Below are 20503 nucleotides of genomic sequence, written 5' to 3'. Positions count from 1 at the left end.
ACTAATGCCCCTCACTGACACCGCTGTCAGGCAAGCCAAGCCCCGTGACAAAGACTTTACGCTGAGTGATCTCGACGGCCTTTCGCTGTTCGTGGCTGCCAACGGCAAGAAGTCCTGGCACTTCCGATTTAGCTGGCACGGCAAACAACCGCGCATCTCCCTTGGCACATATCCCGAAATTACCCTCCGTGAAGCCCGCGAACTGCGGGATCAGGCGCGTGCGCTCGTTGCAAAAGGCATTGATCCGCGGCTAGAGCGCAAGCAGGCCCGGCACGCTGCTGGTGCCGAGGTCGAGAACACCTTCGAAGTTGTGGCCAACAAATGGTACGACTTCAAGTCTCCACGCCTGGTGGCTGCTGTGAAGGGTGGAGCGGCGCAATCGCGTAGGTATTTGGACAAAGACCTGATACCGATGCTGGGCAAAATCCCCATCAGCCAAATCAAGCGTGCCGATGTACTAGCGGCAGTACATCGCGTTGAAAAGCGTGGCGCGCTGAATGTGGCTGAGAAGTGCCGCACCTGGCTGAATCAGATTTTTCGCTACGCCATAGCGCAGGGCCTGATCGAGACTAACCCTGCGGCAGATATCGATATTGTTGCCGCCGTGCAGCCGCCAGCGAAACACAACCCTTTCCTGAAACGCTCGGAACTCAAACCGTTCCTGCTGGACCTGCGCAATTTCAAAGGTTCGGTATTCACTATGCATGCGATCCGGCTATTGCTGCTGACAGGCGTTCGGACGGGTGAGCTGAGAGCGGCAACGCCAGATCAGTTTGATCTGGACGCCGCGCTGTGGACGGTTCCGGCTGACAACGTTAAGCAGTTGCGCAGCCGGGTTAGAACAGAGGGGGATGTAATACCGCCGTATCTGGTGCCACTGTCGCGGCAGGCGGTAGAGGTGGTGCGTGCATTGAAAGGCATGACCGGTGAGCACTGTCGGTTGTTGTTGCCCGGGAGGAATCACCCGAACACACCGATGAGCGAAAACACGGTAAATAGCGCGATCAAAAAAATGGGATATGAAGGCCGACTGACCGGGCACGGAATACGCGCCACGCTTTCAACGGCCTTAAATGAGATGGGATACAAAGAGGACTGGATCGAGGCTCAGCTGTCCCACGCGGGGGATAATAAGGTGCGCAAGACGTACAACCATGCGGAGTACGTGGAACAGCGGAGAGTGATGATGCAGGAGTGGGCTGACTTTCTCGATGCGACCGAGGCCGCCGATTAAGCGCGGTGCTCACGTGCCGCCATTTGGTCATTGGCCCATTGCAATACCTCGGCTTTAACCCAGCGCACTGAGCGTGTGCCGAGGTGCACCTTTTTCGGGAAGGCGCCTTTATTCACCATGTCGTAGATCTTAGTGGTCTTGAAGCCTGTGATTTTGATCACCTCAGGCAGCGCGATCAGTTCGGTTGGTTGGGTGTTTTGAGTGTTCATAGAGTTACCTCGCCATGCCGGTTACGGCTGGATAGTTTTGGGAGTGGGGGGGGGAGTTTGAGGCAGAAGGTTTAGTGCTTCATAAACGTCATCCAGTGCGTGTTCACACGCTTACCCGACTTATGGCCGAAGAGTGGCTGCTGATCAGTGAGTGCCAGTATTTCGCTCACTTTGACTTGGGTTTCGTTCCACTTGAAGATCAACACGCCGTCGGTGGACAACACGCGAAAACACTCCGCAAAGCCCTTGGCCAAGTCATCGCGCCAGTCATCTGTTAGCAGCCCGTACTTGGCCCTTAGCCAGCTATCACGGCCTGCGCGGGTCAGATGCGGTGGATCAAACACCACCAACTTAAATGCACAGTCAGCGAAGGGCAGAGTGCGAAAGTCCATGATGACGTTGGGCTCAACGTTTAGGGTCCGGCCATCACAGAGCACGTGTTGCTCGTCTCGAATGTCGCCGAACAGGGCGCGCTGGTCGCTCTTGTCGAACCAAAACATTCGGCTGCCACAGCACGGGTCGAGGATTTTGGCGGCGGCAGTCATGGCGTCACCTCCCGGCGCGCCCACCAGCAGACTGGGCCGTCGTCGGTGTCGTGAATCGACAGGCAGAACCAGCCTTCGCCATCAGGCCGATCCGGCTCCCAATAACTGCAGTCCGGATCGCCAGCTTCGAAATAGCGCTCAGAGACCGCTTCGTCGCTGTGGTATTCAAGCGACACCATCTTCACCTGCAGGCCCTGTTCAGCGATCCAGGCCTTGCACTTATCACCGTCGCCCTCGTCGAAGTCGGGCATATCGGGATGAGCGAACATTCCGTATTCATCACGCCGGACAAGTCGATGATTGATAAGGCCGACCCGATCCAGGCGCTCAATCTCTGCCAGGAGCAGGGCTGCTGCCTTAACCATGTCACGACGCCGATCAGAGCTTGGCTTGCACGTCTCCTGCTTCCAAGGCCATGCCGTACTGCGCGTGGTCGGCTTTCCGGCAAGACTTGCATAGGTCGCGCCTGCTTCGGCGAGCTCCCCATTCACATAGAGATCATCGCGGTACAGCGAATAACCTTCGGCTGAAACCTGGCGTTGACGCTCGGCGATGACGTCTCGCGCCGCTCGATTGAGGCTGAGTACAATTTCTTCAGGCATGACTTCGTCCTTACCGCTGTAGCGGCTGATCCATGGGATTTGGTTTTGCAGTGGCGTATTTGTGGATGAGACCTAAAGTAGGCCTACTAGATGTAACTACCTGGAAATACTGGAGTGTGTTTCGTGCAATACGAAAAGCAGATGTCGTTGACGCATCGATACAGGGGGCAGACTGTTTTTATAAAATTTTATTGGGTTAAGCCCAACGACAGCGCACCTGCGGCAGTACATATCGTCGACGCGAGTGATGTGCTTGGTTTCGGTATCACCGCTGCCGAATTGGTTGGGGAATGGCCTGATTATCAAAGCTCATTAGCCGAAGCAGTAGGGGCGGCGAATAGATTCATTGATAGCCAGTTAGGATGAATTAATTATTCTGCGAGCGCCGCTCAACTGCTTCGGCTTGGCGTAACCTGCTGCATTTGGTGTGGTTGCCGTGGGCGCGAGACCTGTTGCATTGGTCGCACATGACGTTCAAGTCCAGCGGACGCATGGGAGCACCGCGCAGCCTGACTGTTCGGCGTAGGCCGGTCATGCTGCCTCCTTGGAATAACGAGCGCCGCGATATTCAGGTCGTGACGGGTAGTCAGGTTTGCGAATGACTGAGGCGAGCAGTTGCTTCCATGTCTTTGCATTGTTGGGCAGGCAGATGCCGAACTCTTTGGTGTCGTACTCGATGTCGACCGCCAAGCGTTTTACCAACTCGTAAGGCGCGGCGATGTTTGAGCAGCCGCTGTTGTAATAGCCCAGGCGCTCCAACACCAAAGATTCGCCGTAGATCCCGGCACGCTCCAGTGTCCAGCAATAACCACTATCATTTGGGCGCCACAAGGTGATTGCCTTGTGGCGGCGGAGAGTGTGTTTCAGGCTCAGCACGATGAATGTGCGTTCAGGCTGGCTTTCTGTAGGCATGAGTCGTCCTGTGCCGGGTCATGCCCAGCAGTTCAAAGTTGATATTGGAAAAAGCCCAAGAGGACTGTCATTTCGAGCAGGGTGATCGTGTGCGCATACCGAGGAGTTCTGACCTCAATATGTCTGCGCATATCCACTGGGAGCTTGACTGTATGAAACGAACATCCGACTTTCTAAATCTGCTTGCCTCTACAATTCGCGTTATTGAATTGTTGATACGCTCTGGCTGGATATAACATGATGAATAGGCTGCAAGCGAAACCGGTCCCGGTCCCGGTGATGTTTTTGAAATTATGCAACCTGCTTTCGCATTTCAGGCTGCCACTCACAGAAACCAACCTTTGGTGCTTTCGTCTTCGGGTTGATGATTGGTTTGCCATCTGCGTCAGTCATAATGCGCTTCGCTCTGATCCGCAAATCCCGGCATTGAATAGTCTTGCGGGCCAGCTCAATGAACTGCTCGGCGTACTGCGGGGCATCAAACAGCGGGGAGAGTTGGCGAACTGTACCCCCCCCCATAATCTGCTCGGTCTTCTTCTCGACCAGCTCCAGCCATTCGGCCAGCGGAATAGGCTCTACACCGCCTGGTGCCTTCACATTCTTGCGGGTGCCTTTGGTGCGCTTCTTGGCCTCGGCCAGCGCGACATCGCGGGTCATTCCAAATACTGCAAATGTGCTCATGACTTTCTCCAATCAGGCAGAGGCTCGCTTAAGTTGATCCCTGAGCTGCGTCGGCAGGTCGCGCATCAGCAAGCTGCCTGCCTCTGCGTCGTACTCAATTGCCGATCCGAGCATGTGAGATTCAAAGCTGATCGACAGGCCATTGGTTCGACCCGTGAAGCGACGGTACTGGTTCAGGGTGCGCTTATCGGCTGGAATCTCCGGCGACAGGCCGTAGTCTTTGTTGCGGATGAAGTCGTAGAAGGCTTTTGGCCGGTCTTCATCAATCAATTCAGACAGTTCGTCGAGCGCAATCGGCTCGCCAATCTTGGCCTGGGCCATTGAGTAGCTGACCAGCGCCTGAGTCTTCTCGCGGGCACTGTCTTCATGCAAGTCCTCAGCCGCCACAAAGTCACTGAATGCCTTGAGCAGTGTTCTGGTTTCACCCGGCCCGTCGACGCCTTCCTGACAGCCAATGAAGTCGCGGAAGTAGTCGGTTGCTTTGCGACCTTTGGAGCCCTTGAGAAATGAAATGTACTGCCGCGACTGTGGGTTGTTACGCCATTCTGAGAGGTTGATCCGAGTAGCCAAGTGGATGTTGCCGAAGTCCAGATGCTTGGAAGGCGTAACGCTGAGGTCGGCATTCACCGTCACGCTTTCACTGTGCTGGACCAGGGCGATGATCAGGTACTCAGTGAGCCCTTGCTGGTAGTGCGCGAACAGAACGTGGCCACCAACGGAAAGGTTCGATTCTTCCATCAGCTTGGTCAGGTGTTCGACAGCGGTTTGGCTGAATTCGATGAAGTCGCCTCCATCGATAAAGGTCTGCAACCAGCCGCTAAGCGGGAAGGCGCCAGATTGAGCATGGAAGAAGCCCCAACCTTTGCCGGTCTTGGCGTTGTAGGCGATGTTCAGGTCATTCAGCAGGTTTTCGGTTGCTTGCGATTCGACCAGCTCAGTGTCGCTGACGAGCAATACGGCAGGGCTGCCGTCTGGCTTCTTGTCGATCTGGTGGATGATGCTGTGGCGGATAGCCATGGGTTTACCTCGGAATGGCGCCGCCCTCCGTGATCGGTGGTGGCATTTTGGTTTTGGTTGGGGTATTTGTGTTGGGATTGCATACATGTTGCGTTTCTTGCGCTAACACTCGAATTATTGGAGTCCTACATGAAGCAAAAGGAACTGGACGACGCCTTAGATCTAAAGGGTTTCTTGTCACCCGCAATGGAGTTCGTCCGTGAAACCCTTATAGACGCCTATAAAAATTCTTTTGCTGCTGCCGAATCGGCATCTGATGATGCGCAGCGCTCTATGATGCAGGCTGAAGTTTCTCAGAAAGAGATCCATATGCTGGCTTCGCTGATCTTTCTTCAGCGAACAATTAGAAGTTCTCAAGCTGCGATTATTCTTTGCCAGCAAGGTCTAGTGGTAGATGCGCAAACACTTACTCGGGCCGCAGCGGAGGCCTTAATTCACGGAGTTGCTCTTATCAACGAGCCCGCAGTTTTTGCCAAGATTGCTCGGAAAGGTGACGAGGAAGAACGTAAGCAAGCGAATGGGATGCTGCAAACGCTGCAAAATCAAGGACTCACTGAACAAAACATAAAAGATCTGGAGGAGATTGCTAGCAGAGGCGAGGGGGAAGGAAACACGCTCAGTGTTTTCGAAGCTGCGCGTATAGCAAATCTTCTTCCGCTATATCAAACGCTTTATCGCGGACTCTCCAATGTTGCAAGCCACGCGACACTCAGATCAATGGATTCGTCGTTTGCAGTTTCTGACGACAGTTGGTCACTCATTACTGGCCCAACTGAACAACACCTGGAGTTAACGTTGCACCTGGTTAAAACCTGTCTGACCTTATCCAGCAAGGTTCTTGACGAAAATTTCAAATCATAAACCGGGATTAATGTTCATAGCCGCGGCTTCTCAATTTGGTCATCTTCTTCTGGCGGATCGTCGGCGACTGATTTCATGCCAGCCGCCTGAATAATGCGCGACACCTTTTCAGTAACAACAAAAGGTGTCGTGACACAGCGCAGCATCGCGGCCTGGGCCTCGAAGTCGGCGGCGATCAGGTTCATCAGCAGCAGCTGGTAAACCTCCTGCTGGTTATTGATGCCGTGGGCCTTCATCACCTTCTTCAGATCAGGCTTGAACACTCCAGCCACCTCAACCGTGAACTTCTCGACGCCCAGCGCAGCGTCCTTTGCTGCTGACTTCTCGCGCTTTCTCTTTTGCTTGATGGCTTCCTTTGTCGGCTCCTGTGCTTCGGCCATGGCCTACCTCTTCTAATCCGCTGGGCGGCAAGTGATGTTGAATTTGGCGAAGGCGGCGGTGCGCAGAGGTGGTGGCGCGTTTCACATGTGGCTGCCAAAGAATGCGAACACCGTCAGCGTCAGGCTGATGCGCAGTGCCCAGTCCCGCAGAAAACGGCCGAACTGTTTCACATCGAACTGATCTTTCTTGGCTTCCAACTCGCGAGCATGAGCGGTCGCATTGTTGTGGCCGAAGCGCTCCGTGATGATCTTGCCCGTGGCGCGCTCGATCACTTCAAAGGTGTTGCTGCCCGTCGGCTTGACGATGAAACGCGGAGCTAACGGCGGGGCGATCACGTTTGGCTTCTGGTAGAAGTCGGCAGTGGCTTGGCGTGTGCGTTCGCGCAACCCTTCGAGAATGGCGCGGCGCTGGGAGAAGGTTGGGTGCATGGTCGATCCTCGACAGGGTTACGGGTATTCGTCAGCACTCGGGGCCTGGGATATATGCCGGTGGGCGCGTAGGGGAGTGCTGACGAATAACCGCAGGATTGAAAAGCCCGGTCGAAACCGGGCTGTGAGCTGCTCTACAAACGCCGCCGTATGTAAGAGCGAAGCGTGTAAATCGTGTTAATTGCCCATGGCTGCAAATCCTCCGTTCAGGTGTGCACTGCGGGCGGTCGCGCGGCAGTGGTGTGATACAGGTGTCCAGCGTCTGCTGGGTTGGCTTCCGCATCGGTCTGTATTCAGGTTGTAAAGTCGGAGTACAGACCGATGCGGCCTGATGATGGGGGACCAGGCGCTCAGGCAGTTTTCGACAGGCTGTCGTGGCGCTGGTTGATACGGTTTAGCCGATCAGCTCGACAGCTTCTGCGCGGCGTATCAGGCGCATTTCTGCGAATCGCCGCTCAGTTGGGCGGCGGTCGCGGCGGGCCAATTGGTCATCTGTGGCGGTGTGCATGGCGATCAGACCAGCCAGCAGCAGGCACAGCGGTGTGATGATCTGGCGGCGCATTGCTTCGGCGACCAGCGCGCCTTGGCGGTGAACGCCAAGCTTAAACATGGCGTTGGCCAGTCGCTTAACCACGGTGCCTGGCGCAATGCCGAACACCCGGGCGATCTCTTTGGCGGTGAGCCCTTGTGCGACCGACAGAACAAATTGCAGCTCACGCGGCGCAAGGCCACGGCCGAGGTGGCCTTTCCATGCGCCGTCTACGATTGTCGATTCCATGATGTGTTCTCGGTTGTTTTCCCGTTGCACCCGGTTGCCCAGGTGCAGCGGTGAAAGTGTCCGTGAACCCCCAAGCTCGCTACTGGCGACGGCTTGGGGTTACTGCATCAAGTTGTCCTGGTGCGCTGGGGTAGACCTACCTTTCGGTTGATGCGCGGTCACATCCTCGGTCTCACTGTCCGCTGCCTGTAAGGATGTAGGGCGCAGCCTTCAGGCTTGCCACGCCACGCAGGTGAATCGCTTAAATGTGCATTGGTGCAAATCCTCCATTTCCAAAGGTGGGTTGCTGCACGCCGACTTACCGAGGTCGATACGGCAGCACTCAGGGAGGCTCCAGCCTATGAGTGCGCTAACGACCTTTCCCGTTCGGCGCTGTGTATCGATGAGTTGTTAAAGAGCGTTTGGGTTACCCCTGGCATCTCTACCTTTCTGCCGGTGTGAACCGGCGATGAGCAAACTATACGAATCCTCATAATTCCAGTCAATACGCTTTCGCATAATTATTTTCAAACGCATAAATAAGCCCGCTCAATGGCGGGCTAAAGTTTTTTCAAATTGGCTGGTTCAGATGGGGTGCAGCTATCTGAATATTGACTTCGGCATTTTCCCGTCAACGACTGTCCCGACCACAACCCAAGCATCGTCCATAGGGATTGTGGGGAAAGATGGATTGAGAGGTTTCAGGTAGTAAGTGCCTGAATCCCTTATAAATTGCTTGAAGGTGGCTTCGTTTGAATCTATCAGTTTGGCAACAACGAATTGACCAGATCGAGGCTCAAACTCTGGCGCGACGAGTATTAAAAAGCCTTCTGGGAAAGACGGCCCAACAGGGCTAGTCATTGACGGCCCCATTACTTTTAGCCAGAACCCGTGCTCGCCAGCCCACACGTCTGAAGTGTGGGTTGCACACGCGGAAACATTACACAATTCCATTGCTTCAGACGCAGTCCCGGCCTGTACCCAGCTAATTTCCGGGTAACTAAATGATCTTGAAGGCTGTAAAGCCATTTCTATGTTGGCATCGAAGCTTTTGGATTCATCTGCTCCGCCGAACATCAGCCAGTTCGGGGAAACCTTCAGAACTCGGGCTATTTTCTCGATGGTCGGACGCCTCGGGCTGGCACTCTCGCCCGAGAGAATCCGGTTGATCGTTGGCTGTGGTACGTCAGCGCGGCGTCCCAGCTCACTCTCGTTCAGTCCTAGCTCAAGCATCTTGGAGCGAAGGCGCTCAGCAATATTCATAAATCACCATACGTTCACGCATTAATTGAATTGTATTGCGTGGAGCTATCCGTTTTCGTATGATTTATTATGAAAATAATCATAGAGATAGCGCTGTGACCGTTAAATCAATGCTTGCAAGCCTGTTTCAGCTTGGTCTGTCGCAGGCAGAGATCGCCGAAATTTGTGATTCAACTCAGCCAACTATCAGCCGAGCAGCTAATGGAGCAATGGTTCGTTACGAATTAGGAAAAGCGATCGAAGAAATTTACCTGAAAGAAACCAAGGCGCGTGAAGCCAGGCTGGGATAGGTCATTCGCTTTTGAGTTGATTATCTATCCGTTAATGGCAGTTCAGTAGCACCTCGGATTAGCTGGTAATTCATCCAGTAGCCAAATCGCAGGCAAAAAAAAGCCGGTGGCTAGACCGGCTTCTTCACAGCTTCACAACACTTACGGGAGTCATTATGAGCACCAAACGATTTTCAAACAATACCCACAACGCACAGGGTCGTGCTCAAGTCGTTTCCGGCGGCCTGCTGTGAGTACGGTCATCATGAGTGCGTGCTGGCCGTTGCAGGGCATGACCGCTACTAAAAAAGCGGTGTTGATCAGCCTTGCGGATAACGCCAATGATGATGGAGTTTGCTGGCCTTCGATCAGCACAATTGGTGTTCGTACCTGTCTCTCCGAGCGGGCTGTACGGGATGCGTTGCGTTGGTTGGAAGAGGCGGGTGTATTGGTTAGCAATCAGCGCTACGGCCGATCCACTTGGTACACCATCACCCCGGCAGGATATGCCCCCGGCGCCATATGCCCCCCGGCAGCAGATGCCCCACCACCCCGGCAGGAGATGCCGGATACCCCGGCGCCATATGCCCCCAGAACCGTAAAGGAACCATCAATTGAACCGTCACCTCTTGTGGAGGGTGTGAATTCGTCGAAAGTCTCGAAGCTGAAATGCGATCCGCAAGCCATCGTCGACTTGTTCAACCAAACCCTTCCGGGGCTGCCACAAGTTGCAATGCTCACCAAGGATCGGAGAGCCAAGATCAAAGCGCGATGGGACGAAAGCGAAGTTCATCAGGATCTTGAATTCTGGGCTGATTTCTTTGCGCTGGTGAGCGCAAGTACTTTCCTGATGGGCGGGGAGAGCGGTCGCGATGGTGCAAAGCCTTTCCGGGCAACGTTTGACTGGCTGATCAAGCCGAGCAACTTCGTCAAGGTTGTGGAGGGTAATTACAATGCGTGATCCCTACAGCGTTGAGGCTGAACACGGTGTGCTGGGCGCGATGTTCCTGCGTCCTGAGTTGATCGACATCCTAAGTGCTGACCTGGCTGTCGGTGATTTTTACTATCAGGACAATGCTGCCCTGTATCGCGGCATTTTGAGCTTGCACGCTGACTGCAAGCCGGTTGACCCCGTGACGGTGGGCATCCACATCGGCGAGCTGCCAAGTGGCAAGAAAGCCATTTGGTACGCGTCTGAAATTACCCGCAACGTTCCAAGCGCTGCCAACGCGGCGTCGTACGCCCTCACGGTTCGTGAGCGCAGCCTCGACCGGGCCATGATCGAATTGAGCGACCGCATCAACGAGATTGCTCACAGCGACCAGCCAACTGTGGACAAGGTCGCAGCGGTGCAGGCTGAAGCGCAGGCCATCGACGGGCAGTCCGCAACGTCCGAGGTTGTCATGGCCGAAGACATGCTGGATGACTACATCGAGGTTTTGCAGGCTCGCGCTGATCGTGGTGAGGGCATCGACGGGTTGTCTACTGGCATTCCTGACCTGGACGCCAAGCTGCAAGGCTTGAAGCCTGAGCAGTTGATCATCATTGCGGGCCGTCCGGCGATGGGTAAAACCACCTTGGCCATGAACATTGCTTCCCACGTTGCGATCCGCGAGGCCAAGAGTGTCATGGCGTTCAGCCTGGAGATGAACAGTACAGGTCTGCTGGATCGTTTTATGGCTTCCGAAGGCCGAATCCCGCTGCAACTGATCAAGAACGGTACAGCGCCTCAGACCCATGGCGCTGAGTTGATGAGCGCTGCGGGAAAGCTCAAGCACTCCAAATTATCTATCTCAGACCGGGCGTCAATGACGATCAACCGGATTCGTTCGGCTGCGCGTCGACACAAGCGCCGACACGGTCTGGATTTGATCGTGATCGATTACCTGCAACTGATGGACGCCGATTCACGCACGTTCAGCCGCGAGCAGGAAATCAGTTACATGACCCGTAGCGCCAAGTTGATGGCCCGTGAGCTGGGTATCCCGGTGATTTTGCTGAGCCAGCTATCACGCGAATGCGAAAAGCGCCCAAACAAGCGCCCACTCTGCTCTGACCTGCGTGAGTCCGGGGCAATTGAGCAAGACGCGGACATCATCCTGTTTGTGTACCGCGATGAGGTTTACCACGAACACAGCGATGCCAAGGGCATTGCAGAAATCATTATCGGCAAAGGCCGGGACATCGAAACCGGCACCGTACGCACGGCCTTTCTGGGTCAGTACAGCCGGTTTGAGCAACTGGCGGCGGGCTGGGTCGAGACGCCAAAGGTTCAGAAGGTCACCAGTATGGCCAGCCGTTACAGCAAGGATAAATCCTGATGCCTAACCCCAATCTCGCCCCGGCTGAGCCGAGTGCGTTCCGCTGGGCCGTTCACTGCTGTTCGTACAAGCTCGATTTGAGCTACGGCCCTGACCGCGCCGTAGCCTTGTTTGAGCATGAAAGCGTGGCCCACACCTTTGGCCGCCTGATGTGGCCAACCACTTACGAGGTTGTCGACCGGCAGCCTCAACCGAAAGGTGCCCTGTGAACACCAAAATAAAAACCCTGACCGTGAAACTGTCCGATGCGGAGATTGGGCGCAATTCCAAGCTTGAGCACGTGCGGGATTTGCGTGATGCCGGCCATCCTGCGTTGCATTTTCGGTTTGGCAAGAACCGCACCCGAGGCTCCTGGTACTTGGTCAATAAACGCCGTTGGCACCGTATCGGCGCGTTCCCGGACTTGAGTGCAAAGCAGGTGCTAGCCGCGCTGCCATCTGTTCGCCTGCGGGTTTCTGCTGATGCTGGCTCGGCCATTTCGCAGTGGGCGACCACGGGTGAACTGCTGACCTGGTATGCCGATCGCATGGCCCGTGACCGCAATCTGTCGGCCAAGCGCAAGAACACCGGCGCCTCGGCCATGAAGTGCCATCTGTTGCCGCGCCTGGGTGACTTGCCGTTGGTCGAGGTCAACAAGGCGGCGCTCGACAAGTTGCTGATGTGGCCGCTGCAAGAAACCCTCTCAATCGATTACGTGCGCTTGGCGTTCCAGTTGCTGGCTTTGGCGTTTCGACAGGCGTTGGCGTTGGGCCTGATCACGTCCAATCCGATGGCGGGCATCAAGTTCAAGGACTTCTCCAAGGCCAAGGTGAGCATCAAACCGTCTCGTTTGCGCGGGGTGCAGTTGCAGGACTTGCTCGGTGAGTTGGGGCGGGTGATGGATAGCGAACCGGCTGACGCCATGCTGGCCCTGATGATGCTGTGCCACGGCACGCGCATTGGTGAGACCCGGCAAGCGCGCTGGTCGCATATCAGTCTGGCCGAGGGTGAGTGGTTCATTCCGGCTGAGCACACCAAGACCGGTGTTGAGCATCACCTGCCGCTCACTGAGCAAGTCCGCACCCTGTTGATCCAGTACCGAGAAACTCAAACCGCCCGCGGCTATGACGGCCAGTACCTGTTCCCCGCGCGCAGTGGCAAGCCGTTGAGTGAAGGGCAGGCCAGTGCCGTGTTCACCCGGCTGGGCAAGGGCGAGTGGACCAGCCACGACCTGCGCAAAGTAGCTCGTACCGCATGGGCTGACCTTGGCATTGATCACTTGATTGGTGAGCTGCTGATCAACCACGCCATGGGCCATAACGTGCAGGTGTACATCCAGTCGGACGTGATGGGCCGCAAGCGTGACGCGCTGGAGAAGTGGCACGCGCATCTAGATCAGAAAGGTTTGAACCTGATCCACGGGCAGACAGGCGTTAGATTCAAAGAATCCGGTAATACGCTGGAAGCCGCTAAGGGCGTGGCTTGCAGTGCTATTCAGAAAACAACCATAGGCGAGGATTAAAATCGATGGCCAGAGTAATGAAAGTTACTGATCGATCCGTCGAAGACTTGTTGGAGCACTGGGGCCGCTGGGTCGTTTTGGGATCTGGAGTGTCCTGCTGTGCATCTAGAGAGAACGACCTGTACTCGCCGATGATCACTGATGAGGATGCTTTGATGATTGATCGGTTAGTGGGTCGTCTTATTCAGCGTTACAAGGAGTGCGGGGATGTGATCATGAAGTACTACACCGCAAGGGATAAGGCGTTGGCGGATGTGGGTAAGAAGCTTGGGTACGGAGAAGAGAAGACCCGACAGTTGTGGAAAGCAGGTGTTGCGTGGATAGATGGGGCTTTAGATGTTCGTCGTTTGGCAGCTTGACAGGCCCGGTCTCGACATGTACTTTTCTCGTTACTTTGCGGTTTTTCCGCGAGCAAAGCCCGACCCTGAGTTGGGCTTTTTGCTGTTTAATGGAAAAGGATCTCTCTTTTGAACGGATATGAATTAGTTGCGGCACTTATTAATAATCTTGTTTGGCCTGTGGTCGTTATTGTCGTGCTATTTTTTTTTCGCGATCAGTTCAGAGAGTTTATTGGCAGGATCAGTATCTTTAAGGCCTCGCGGGATGGACTTGAAGTGCATGCTATGGGGGAGATCTCAAAGCAAGTAATTGGTAAATCACTTCCGCCGAATATTGTAAAAGAGGTTGAAAGGAAGCAGATCCTCGAGCAAGGAAATAATTCCAATGGTTCCTATACGTTGTATGCAAACGGTATGATTGTTGCTCGTCGCATGGTTACTCTTATGGCAGGTGAGTCTAAACGTACTATTGCACTACCCATCGCTATGGTGAACGATGCCACAAGCGTCCAGTTCATTGGTGATATCCAAGCCAAGGTCGTTAGTCTAAATCGGACAGTTATAGTGTTTGAGTTTGCCCTTTCGGATGTTGAACGAGAGATAGAAGTAGTTGTAGCTGGTCTTTGAGCCATGAGCGCGAAGCAATCGCGCCCTACTAATTTGCTAAGAAGCCTCGGCATTTGCCGGGGCTTTTTCATTTTCGGCCCCACCACACCCGTAGCTCTAAGCCGGGAGTGCTGTCAGGACCGAACTTATTTCACTCCCCGCAAGGGAGGACACCGGATGCCTCATATGCCTGATAAGCCAGACACCTGGGTGATAGCGCTCGCGTGGCTGAGTCAGCACTCGCCAACTATTTACGCGGCCTTAGCGTCAGCTGCGATGGCTGTCGCCCGCATCATCTACGGCGGTGGGACGCGGCGACAGGCGATGCTTGAAGCAACTATCTGTATGTTGCTCACCACCAGCCTGATTGCGGTGCTGGAGTACTTCGGCCTGCCGTCCAGTCTGGCTACACCCGCAGGCATTTGGATTGGCTTCTTGGGTGTGAAGAAGATCGCTGATTTTGCTGATCGCTTCGCTGACTTCAAGCTGCCACGCAGATCAGATTAATAGACTGCATCTTCAAGCAGGAGGCTCAAAGCAATGCCGCCAAAGGCCAAGCGCGCGTGCCGGCAACCGCTGTGTCCGGGCAAGACGCAGAGTAAGCACGGCTATTGCGACGACCATTCGCACCTTGCGACAGGCTGGTCTAACCCGGATCGTGGGACTGCTGAGCAGCGCGGGTATGACTGGGAATGGCGCAAGAAAAGGGCAGCAGTACTCAAGCGTGATCGTTACCTGTGCCAGTGCGCTGACTGCAAAGGTCGTCGTCTTCCTGCATCAGAAGTTGACCACGTGACGCCCAAACACCTCGGTGGAAGTGATGATTTTGACAATCTCGCAGCCATAAACGTGGACTGTCACAAGAGAAAAACACAAGCCGAGTCGGCTGCGGCTAGACGAGCCTCAAGGCTGTGAGTTTCTTCGAAAAGTGCTGGAATTTCTAGAAAAGTTCTCTGTTAGAGGGGGGTAGGGCAAATCTCTACAGCCCTCCCTTGTCTCCACCGCTCGCCCAGCCTTTTTCACGCGACCGCGAAATAAAAAAATCAGGGTATCCCCGAAAAACGGGGTGTACCGCCTACCGAAATAGGAATTTTCATGGCTGCGCGTGCCCCCGGTGGAGGCCGGAAACCCAAGCCGACCGCCCAAAAGCGTGCGGCCGGAAATCCGGGAAAGCGAAGACTTAACGATGCTGAACCGGACTTCTCAACGCTGCTGATCGCGCCGCCTGCGCCGGACTGGATGAGCGAATACGCCGGGACAATGTGGGACAAGCTGGCCCCGGAGTTAATCGACGCCAAGGTACTGACCCTAACTGACTTGCATGTGCTGGAAGGCTTCTGTCTTGCCTACAGCCGTTGGCGTGAAGCGGAGAGTGACGTTATGCGTAACGGTATTACGATCAAGACGGCCATGGGGCGAGTGAAGAACCCCGCGTGCACGGTGGCCAACGAAGCCATGCGGCAAATGACCAGCTACGGCGCAGCCTTGGGGCTTGACCCGGCAAGTCGGGCGCGGTTGGTCGTGCCAAAGTCTAAAAAATCCAATGCCTTTACCGCGTTGCTCGGGGGCAAGCGCGGGAAGTGATCCATGGCCAATGTGAGCGTGAACGCGGCGAACAGGTACGCCCGAAACGTGGTGGCTGGAAAAGTCGAGGCGTGTAAATGGGTTCGCTTGGCTTGCAAGCGTCACCTTGATGACCTGGAGTCCAGCAAGAGCCGGAATTTCAAATGGAAGTTCAATAAGGCCGCTGCTGAGAGGGTTTGCGCTTTTGTCCAGTTGTTGCCGCACACAAAAGGCAAGTGGGCGCGAGAGCGGCGGTTACTCAAGTTGGAGCCGTGGCAGATGTTTATCTTCTGCTGCGTGTTTGGCTGGGTCAGCAAGAAAAGCGGCTTAAGGCGCTTCCGTGAGGTGTATTGCGAGATACCCCGCAAGAACGGTAAGAGCGTGGTAGCGGCCGGGGTTGCGCTTTACATGATGTGTGCTGATGGCGAGTTTGGCGCCGAGGTGTATTGCGGCGCGACCACTGAGAAACAGGCGTGGGAGGTGTTCCGCCCTGCGCGCTTGATGATGCTCAAAACGCCGGATTTAGTCGAGGCAGCCGGTGTTGAAATCAATGCTCGCAGCTTGGCCATACCTGATGACGGTAGCCGCCTTGAGCCGATTATTGGCGACCCCGGCGACGGTTCTTCGCCCAGTTGCTCACTGGTCGATGAGTATCACGAACACGAGAGTGACGCGCTTTATGAAACCATGCTGACCGGCATGGGTTCCCGTGAACAGGCGTTGATTTTCACCATCACGACCGCTGGTTCAAATATCGCCGGGCCATGCTACGAGAAGCGTAAGCAGGTCTGCTCAATGCTTGAAAACGTCGTAGCCAACGACGAGCTGTTTGGGTTGATCTACACGCTCGATGAGCAGGACGACTGGCGAAGCTTGCAGGCCTTGAAGAAGGCCAACCCAAACTATGGGGTTTCGATCTACCCGGAAAACCTACAGCGCAGCTTGGCAGACGCAACCCGTTACCCGTCACGGCAGAACGCATTCAAAACCAAACATTGCAACTTATGGGTGAACGCTAAGAAAGCTTGGCTTAACCAGTTGGATTGGGATAAGGCCAAAGATAGCAACCTGAGCCTTGATGACATGTTAGGTAAACCCTGCTATCTCGGGGTTGACTTGGCTAGCAAGTGCGACATTGCCGACATTGCCATTGTGTTCCGCGAAAAGGACAAAGACGGCCGTGACATTTGGTCGTTCTTCAATCGGCACTATCTGCCAGAAGGAGCTGTTCAGGCTGATGGCCCTAACCAAGAGGCTTACGAGCGCTGGGTTAATGAGGGCAACCTGATCACAACCGATGGCGAAGAACTAGATTTTGACGTTATCCGTGATGACGTGAAGGCCATCGGCGGTGATCACCAAGTTGAGGAAGTCGCCTACGACAAGTGGCGGGCGACTCAACTTGCGCACCAACTGCAGAAAGATGGCGCTGAAGTTATTGAGGTCGGCGGCGGTATTCAGACGATGAACTTAGCCATGCGTGAATTGGAGGCCGCTTTGGTTTCTGGACGTGTGCGACATAGCGGTGATCCGGTGTTGGCCTGGATGGCGAGCAACGTTGTAGCCCATGAGTACAAGGGTTGCATTACACCAACCAAAGAAAGCAGTGCAAAAAAAATCGACGGCATGGTTGCCATTTTGATGGCCATGAGTCGCGCTCTGTTGGCGGATGGTGTCACGCGCTCGTTGCTTGAAACCCTTGAGGACGATGACTTTTTAGTCGGATAACCCTATGAAAAAGATGCTTCCTGAGTTTGTTGGGACGGCAGGCTATTGTCTGCTTGTTGCTGGTTTGTACGTTCAGTTTGGTCCGGGTTGGGCGCTGATTGTCGGTGGTGTTGGGCTTGTGGCCGGCGCTATCAAGGCTGTTCAGACATGATCTTTGGTTCGATGTATGAGAGCCGTAGCAGTCTTGAAAACCCGGCTACGAAGTTGAGTAGCAAAGCGTTAGGTGAGCTGCTGTGTTCGGCGAATGGGATCAACGTAAGCCCTGAAACAGCACAGAAGTTAACGGCGGTGTATGCCTGTATCTACGTGCTTTCCAGCACCATGGCTCAACTGCCGTTAAACGTGCTGCGTAAAGTTAACGGTGAGATTGTTCCGGCCACGGATCACCCCGCGCATTACTTGCTGCATGACGAGCCAAACCAGTGGCAGACCTCTTACAGGTGGCGCGAGACAAAACAGGCTCACACCTTGGCGCATGGCAATGGCTTTACGCGTTTGGTGCGTAGTCGTCGCGGCGAACTGCAATCGCTGGAAATGTGTGAGCCGCAAATCACTGACCTGATAAAGAACGGCAGCCGCTGGATTTACTCAACGCAAGATGAAGACGGCGCCCCGTTGGCTGTGTCCCCTGAGGACATGATTCATCTGCGCGCCATTGGTTCAGGTCGGCGCATGGGCACCAGTCCTATTCGACAGAACGCGGAAACCGTAGGGCTTGGTTTGGCCGCTGTGCGGTACGGAAAGGAGTTTTTTGAAGGTGGCGGCCGACCTACAGGGCTGGTCACGCTCAAGGACGGAAAGCTGACAGAAGAGGCGTGGACTCGTCTTAAAAGTGCCTGGAATAGTGCGGTTCAAAGGCTAAAAGGTTCGGACAATAAAACGCTCTTACTGCCGGCGGATCTGGATTACAAGGCGCTGACCATTGCACCTGAGGACGCCCAGTTTTTGGAGACGCGCAAGCTGACCCGGAGTGAGATTGCCAGCATGTTCAACTTGCCTTCTCACATGATCAACGATCTTGAAAAGGCTACGTTCTCGAATATCAGCGAGCAGGCTATCCAGTTTGTCCGGCACTCGATCATGCCGTGGGTCAAAAATTGGGAAGAAGAAATCAACCGCCGGGTCTTTACCCGTGCTGAGCGGTTGGCCGGTTATTACGTCAAATTCAACCTTGCCGGGCTGTTGCGCGGAACTCCGAAAGAGCGCGCCGAGTTCTACCGCATTGCCATTCAAGATGGCTGGATGGATCGCAATGAAGTGCGCGTGCTCGAAGACCTCAACCCGCGTGCCGGTCTTGATTTGATGTTGCTCAACGTCAACACCACGTTGCTGGGCCCTGACGGCCGGCCGTTACCCGTAACGAACCCGGAATAATCCTATGAGTGAAATTGAAAAACGCATGCTGCCCGCGCAGCAGTGCGAGCTTCGCGCTGTCCAGCTTCCTGACGGTCAGGCCGGGGCGCCAAAGATTGTTGGTTATGCCGCTGTCTTCAATACACGTAGCGACTTGCTGGGTGGCTTCTTTGTCGAGCTGATTGCCCCTGGCGCCTTTGACGAGGTGCTGGCCCAAGACACTCGCGGCCTATTCAACCACGACCCCAACTATCTGTTGGGGCGCACCACTAGCGGCACGTTGCGCCTGACTGTCGATGAGCGTGGTCTGGCATATGAAATCGACACGCCCGACACCCTGACCATTCGTGATCTGGTTGTCGCGCCGATTGCGCGCGGCGACATGTCAGGTAGCAGTTTCGCTATGCGTGTAGCGCCCGGTGGAGACACGTGGCACGAAGAAGACGGCGTGGTGGTGCGGACGATTTACAAGATCGCCGAACTGCGCGACGTGGGCCCAGTGTCATTTCCCGCCTATCCCGACTCAAGCGCTGCCCAGCGCTCCCTGAATGCCTGGAAGCAGGCGAACACCGAAGGCCTTGAGGGTCGCGCTTTGTTTGAGCGTGAAGCCCGAGAGCGCCTGCTGGATTTGAACGACCTTTAAGCCCTTGGGGGATCTATGACACTGCAACAACTTAAAGAGCTGTACGCCCAAAAATCTGCCGAAATGCGTAGCCTGCATGAAAGCACGGGTGATGAAGCATGGACCGGCGAAGTGCGTGCCAAGTGGGAGGCGATGAAAGTCGACCTCAAAGCGTTGAAGGAGAAGATCGAGCGCGAGGAAGAATTGCGTGAGAATGATCAGTCCTTTGTCGAAGAGCGCGCCCGTAACGGCAACCATGGCGCCCAGCCTCAACCAGAACTGACGGGTGCCGACGCTGAACAACGAAGCGCTTTCGATGCATTCTTGCGTCGCGGCACGGAACCGCTGACGGCTGAACAACGTTCAGCAGTATTTGCTATGCGTGCTCAGGCTACCAACCCTAATGAAGCGGGTGGCTTTACTGTCCCCACCACGTTGCAGGCGCGGGTAATTGAATCGCTGAACACCTATGGCGGTATTGCGGCTGTCTGTCAGCTACTCAATACCGACAATGGTGCACCCATTGCCTGGGCGGTGAGCAATGGTGGTGAAGAAGAAGGCGAGCTGATTGGGGAAAACAAGCAAGCCAACGAAAAAGATGTCGAGTTTGGGATGGGGACGCTCGGCTCTTACACCATCAGTTCGAAAATCATCCGAGTATCCGAACAGCTGTTGCAGGATTCCGGTATTGATATGGAAGCCTTTCTGGCTGGCCGTATCAGCAAGCGTTGTGGGCGCACTCGTAACCGCCTGATCGTGCAGGGCACTGGCGCAGCCGAGGCGGCAGATGCGCCGGCCCAGCCTAAGGGACTGGAAGCCTCGGTAAGCGTGGGCAGCGTTACAGCCAATGCAACCAAGTTCACCTGGCAGGAAGTGAACAGCCTGATTCACTCGGTCGACCCGGCCTATCGTGCGGCTCCGAAATTCCGCTTGGCCTTCAACGACAAAACCTGTCAGGCCCTTGAAGAAATGGTCGATGGTAATAACCGTCCTCTCTGGCTGCCGGGCATTGATAGCGACCGTCCGGCGACCATTCTTAAACAGCAATACGTCATTGATCAGGCAATTGCTGATATTGCTGCTGGCAAGAAGTTTATGTTTGCCGGCGACTTTAACGAGCTGATCTTGCGCGCCGTGCGCAGCTTGACGCTGAAACGCTTGGTTGAGCGTTACGCCGAGTATGGCCAAGTGGGCTTTCTTGCGTTCCTGCGTTTCGGCATCGTCCTGCAGGACACCGCCGCGATCAAGGCGTTGGCAGGCAAAGGCGCCGAAGTCGCAGCCTGATTAAGGAGCGGGGCCGCGCAAGTGGCCC

Annotated in this window: 28 protein-coding genes; 18 read left to right on the top strand and 10 right to left on the bottom strand. The window is 55.1% G+C overall.

Annotation, left to right across the window (positions count from 1 at the left end; all coding sequences use genetic code 11):
- Positions 1 to 4 precede the first annotated feature (4 nt).
- Positions 5 to 1234, top strand: coding sequence for a tyrosine-type recombinase/integrase (locus HBN61_RS05630; protein ID WP_047281003.1), 1230 nt, complete (start codon positions 5 to 7; stop codon positions 1232 to 1234).
- On the opposite strand, the gene HBN61_RS05625 is transcribed toward HBN61_RS05630, so the two are convergent.
- From HBN61_RS05625 to HBN61_RS05615, 3 genes are all read right to left on the bottom strand, one after another.
- The gene (locus HBN61_RS05625) at positions 1231 to 1443 is read right to left on the bottom strand and encodes a helix-turn-helix transcriptional regulator (RefSeq protein WP_047276666.1); all 213 of its coding nucleotides are present in this window, start codon (positions 1441 to 1443) and stop codon (positions 1231 to 1233) included. The genes HBN61_RS05630 and HBN61_RS05625 overlap by 4 nt on opposite strands.
- A 71-nt stretch (positions 1444 to 1514) precedes the next feature.
- Positions 1515 to 1988: an SAM-dependent methyltransferase gene (locus HBN61_RS05620; protein ID WP_170046317.1), complete on the bottom strand. Its 474-nt coding sequence runs from the start codon at positions 1986 to 1988 to the stop codon at positions 1515 to 1517.
- Positions 1985 to 2257: a hypothetical protein gene (locus tag HBN61_RS05615; protein WP_170046339.1), complete on the bottom strand. Its 273-nt coding sequence runs from the start codon at positions 2255 to 2257 to the stop codon at positions 1985 to 1987. The genes HBN61_RS05620 and HBN61_RS05615 overlap by 4 nt, the downstream gene beginning before the upstream one ends.
- A gap of 456 nt (positions 2258 to 2713) precedes the next feature.
- Here HBN61_RS05615 and HBN61_RS05610 point away from each other — a divergent pair, with 456 nt between their 5' ends.
- The gene (locus HBN61_RS05610; RefSeq protein ID WP_346266454.1) at positions 2714 to 2956 is read left to right on the top strand and encodes a hypothetical protein; all 243 of its coding nucleotides are present in this window, start codon (positions 2714 to 2716) and stop codon (positions 2954 to 2956) included.
- Positions 2957 to 3121: 165 nt separating this feature from the next.
- Here HBN61_RS05610 and HBN61_RS05605 read toward each other — a convergent pair whose 3' ends face one another.
- The 3 genes from HBN61_RS05605 to yejK all read right to left on the bottom strand — a co-directional run bounded on the left by HBN61_RS05605 (position 3122) and on the right by yejK (position 5200).
- Entirely contained in the window at positions 3122 to 3502 is a 381-nt protein-coding gene (locus HBN61_RS05605; protein WP_170046316.1) for a hypothetical protein, read from the bottom strand.
- 291 nt (positions 3503 to 3793) lie between these two features.
- The gene (locus tag HBN61_RS05600; RefSeq protein WP_170046244.1) at positions 3794 to 4183 is read right to left on the bottom strand and encodes a hypothetical protein; all 390 of its coding nucleotides are present in this window, start codon (positions 4181 to 4183) and stop codon (positions 3794 to 3796) included.
- A 12-nt stretch (positions 4184 to 4195) separates the two neighbouring features.
- The gene (gene yejK / locus HBN61_RS05595) at positions 4196 to 5200 is read right to left on the bottom strand and encodes a nucleoid-associated protein YejK (RefSeq protein WP_170046315.1); all 1005 of its coding nucleotides are present in this window, start codon (positions 5198 to 5200) and stop codon (positions 4196 to 4198) included.
- Positions 5201 to 5329: 129 nt separating this feature from the next.
- Here yejK and HBN61_RS05590 point away from each other — a divergent pair, with 129 nt between their 5' ends.
- Positions 5330 to 6061 (top strand): DUF5677 domain-containing protein, encoded by a 732-nt coding sequence (locus HBN61_RS05590; RefSeq protein WP_170046314.1) that lies wholly within the window; start codon positions 5330 to 5332, stop codon positions 6059 to 6061.
- Between the two features lie 14 nt (positions 6062 to 6075).
- On the opposite strand, the gene HBN61_RS05585 is transcribed toward HBN61_RS05590, so the two are convergent.
- The 4 genes from HBN61_RS05585 to HBN61_RS05570 all read right to left on the bottom strand — a co-directional run bounded on the left by HBN61_RS05585 (position 6076) and on the right by HBN61_RS05570 (position 8890).
- A complete protein-coding gene (locus tag HBN61_RS05585) occupies positions 6076 to 6441 on the bottom strand; it encodes a hypothetical protein (protein ID WP_170046313.1) in 366 nt (121 codons plus the stop codon).
- 81 nt (positions 6442 to 6522) lie between these two features.
- A complete protein-coding gene (locus tag HBN61_RS05580) occupies positions 6523 to 6870 on the bottom strand; it encodes a hypothetical protein (protein ID WP_170046312.1) in 348 nt (115 codons plus the stop codon).
- A gap of 394 nt (positions 6871 to 7264) precedes the next feature.
- Positions 7265 to 7648, bottom strand: a complete 384-nt coding sequence (locus HBN61_RS05575) for a helix-turn-helix domain-containing protein (protein WP_047280299.1) — start codon at positions 7646 to 7648, stop codon at positions 7265 to 7267.
- A gap of 579 nt (positions 7649 to 8227) precedes the next feature.
- Positions 8228 to 8890, bottom strand: coding sequence for a LexA family protein (locus HBN61_RS05570; RefSeq protein WP_170046311.1), 663 nt, complete (start codon positions 8888 to 8890; stop codon positions 8228 to 8230).
- A gap of 59 nt (positions 8891 to 8949) precedes the next feature.
- On the opposite strand from HBN61_RS05570, the gene HBN61_RS05565 reads away from it, so the two are divergent.
- The 15 genes from HBN61_RS05565 to HBN61_RS05495 all read left to right on the top strand — a co-directional run bounded on the left by HBN61_RS05565 (position 8950) and on the right by HBN61_RS05495 (position 20475).
- Entirely contained in the window at positions 8950 to 9180 is a 231-nt protein-coding gene (locus HBN61_RS05565; RefSeq protein WP_186347821.1) for a hypothetical protein, read from the top strand.
- Between the two features lie 229 nt (positions 9181 to 9409).
- Positions 9410 to 10120: a helix-turn-helix domain-containing protein gene (locus HBN61_RS05560; RefSeq protein ID WP_338147998.1), complete on the top strand. Its 711-nt coding sequence runs from the start codon at positions 9410 to 9412 to the stop codon at positions 10118 to 10120.
- Positions 10113 to 11480, top strand: a complete 1368-nt coding sequence (dnaB, locus tag HBN61_RS05555) for a replicative DNA helicase (protein WP_169862474.1) — start codon at positions 10113 to 10115, stop codon at positions 11478 to 11480. The genes HBN61_RS05560 and dnaB overlap by 8 nt, the downstream gene beginning before the upstream one ends.
- Positions 11480 to 11689, top strand: coding sequence for a hypothetical protein (locus HBN61_RS05550; RefSeq protein ID WP_169862476.1), 210 nt, complete (start codon positions 11480 to 11482; stop codon positions 11687 to 11689). The genes dnaB and HBN61_RS05550 overlap by 1 nt, the downstream gene beginning before the upstream one ends.
- Complete coding sequence (locus HBN61_RS05545; protein ID WP_169862479.1) at positions 11686 to 12981, top strand: tyrosine-type recombinase/integrase; 1296 nt, start codon at positions 11686 to 11688, stop codon at positions 12979 to 12981. Before HBN61_RS05550 ends, HBN61_RS05545 begins: the two co-directional genes overlap by 4 nt.
- A gap of 17 nt (positions 12982 to 12998) precedes the next feature.
- Positions 12999 to 13340, top strand: a complete 342-nt coding sequence (locus HBN61_RS05540; RefSeq protein WP_170046310.1) for an antiterminator Q family protein — start codon at positions 12999 to 13001, stop codon at positions 13338 to 13340.
- Between the two features lie 108 nt (positions 13341 to 13448).
- Positions 13449 to 13946: a hypothetical protein gene (locus HBN61_RS05535; RefSeq protein WP_170046309.1), complete on the top strand. Its 498-nt coding sequence runs from the start codon at positions 13449 to 13451 to the stop codon at positions 13944 to 13946.
- Positions 13947 to 14102: 156 nt separating this feature from the next.
- A complete protein-coding gene (locus tag HBN61_RS05530) occupies positions 14103 to 14432 on the top strand; it encodes a phage holin, lambda family (protein WP_047276640.1) in 330 nt (109 codons plus the stop codon).
- Between the two features lie 33 nt (positions 14433 to 14465).
- Entirely contained in the window at positions 14466 to 14840 is a 375-nt protein-coding gene (locus tag HBN61_RS22915) for an HNH endonuclease (protein WP_170046308.1), read from the top strand.
- Between the two features lie 180 nt (positions 14841 to 15020).
- Complete coding sequence (locus HBN61_RS05520) at positions 15021 to 15509, top strand: phage terminase small subunit P27 family (protein ID WP_170046307.1); 489 nt, start codon at positions 15021 to 15023, stop codon at positions 15507 to 15509.
- A 3-nt stretch (positions 15510 to 15512) separates the two neighbouring features.
- Positions 15513 to 17216: a terminase large subunit gene (locus HBN61_RS05515; protein ID WP_170046306.1), complete on the top strand. Its 1704-nt coding sequence runs from the start codon at positions 15513 to 15515 to the stop codon at positions 17214 to 17216.
- A gap of 4 nt (positions 17217 to 17220) precedes the next feature.
- The gene (locus HBN61_RS05510) at positions 17221 to 17367 is read left to right on the top strand and encodes a hypothetical protein (RefSeq protein WP_170046305.1); all 147 of its coding nucleotides are present in this window, start codon (positions 17221 to 17223) and stop codon (positions 17365 to 17367) included.
- Complete coding sequence (locus HBN61_RS05505) at positions 17364 to 18590, top strand: phage portal protein (protein ID WP_170046304.1); 1227 nt, start codon at positions 17364 to 17366, stop codon at positions 18588 to 18590. The genes HBN61_RS05510 and HBN61_RS05505 overlap by 4 nt, the downstream gene beginning before the upstream one ends.
- Positions 18591 to 18594: 4 nt before the next feature.
- The gene (locus HBN61_RS05500; protein WP_170046303.1) at positions 18595 to 19212 is read left to right on the top strand and encodes an HK97 family phage prohead protease; all 618 of its coding nucleotides are present in this window, start codon (positions 18595 to 18597) and stop codon (positions 19210 to 19212) included.
- 15 nt (positions 19213 to 19227) lie between these two features.
- On the top strand, positions 19228 to 20475 hold the full coding sequence (locus tag HBN61_RS05495) for a phage major capsid protein (RefSeq protein WP_170046302.1): 1248 nt from the start codon (positions 19228 to 19230) through the stop codon (positions 20473 to 20475).
- The last annotated feature ends 28 nt before the right edge of the window (positions 20476 to 20503 follow it).

This window comes from Pseudomonas sp. WS 5071 (genome assembly GCF_012985765.1).
GTDB lineage: Bacteria > Pseudomonadota > Gammaproteobacteria > Pseudomonadales > Pseudomonadaceae > Aquipseudomonas > Aquipseudomonas lundensis_A.
The sequence above is the reverse complement of the archived record's forward strand: the minus strand, read 5'-3'. Positions and strand labels throughout refer to the sequence as shown.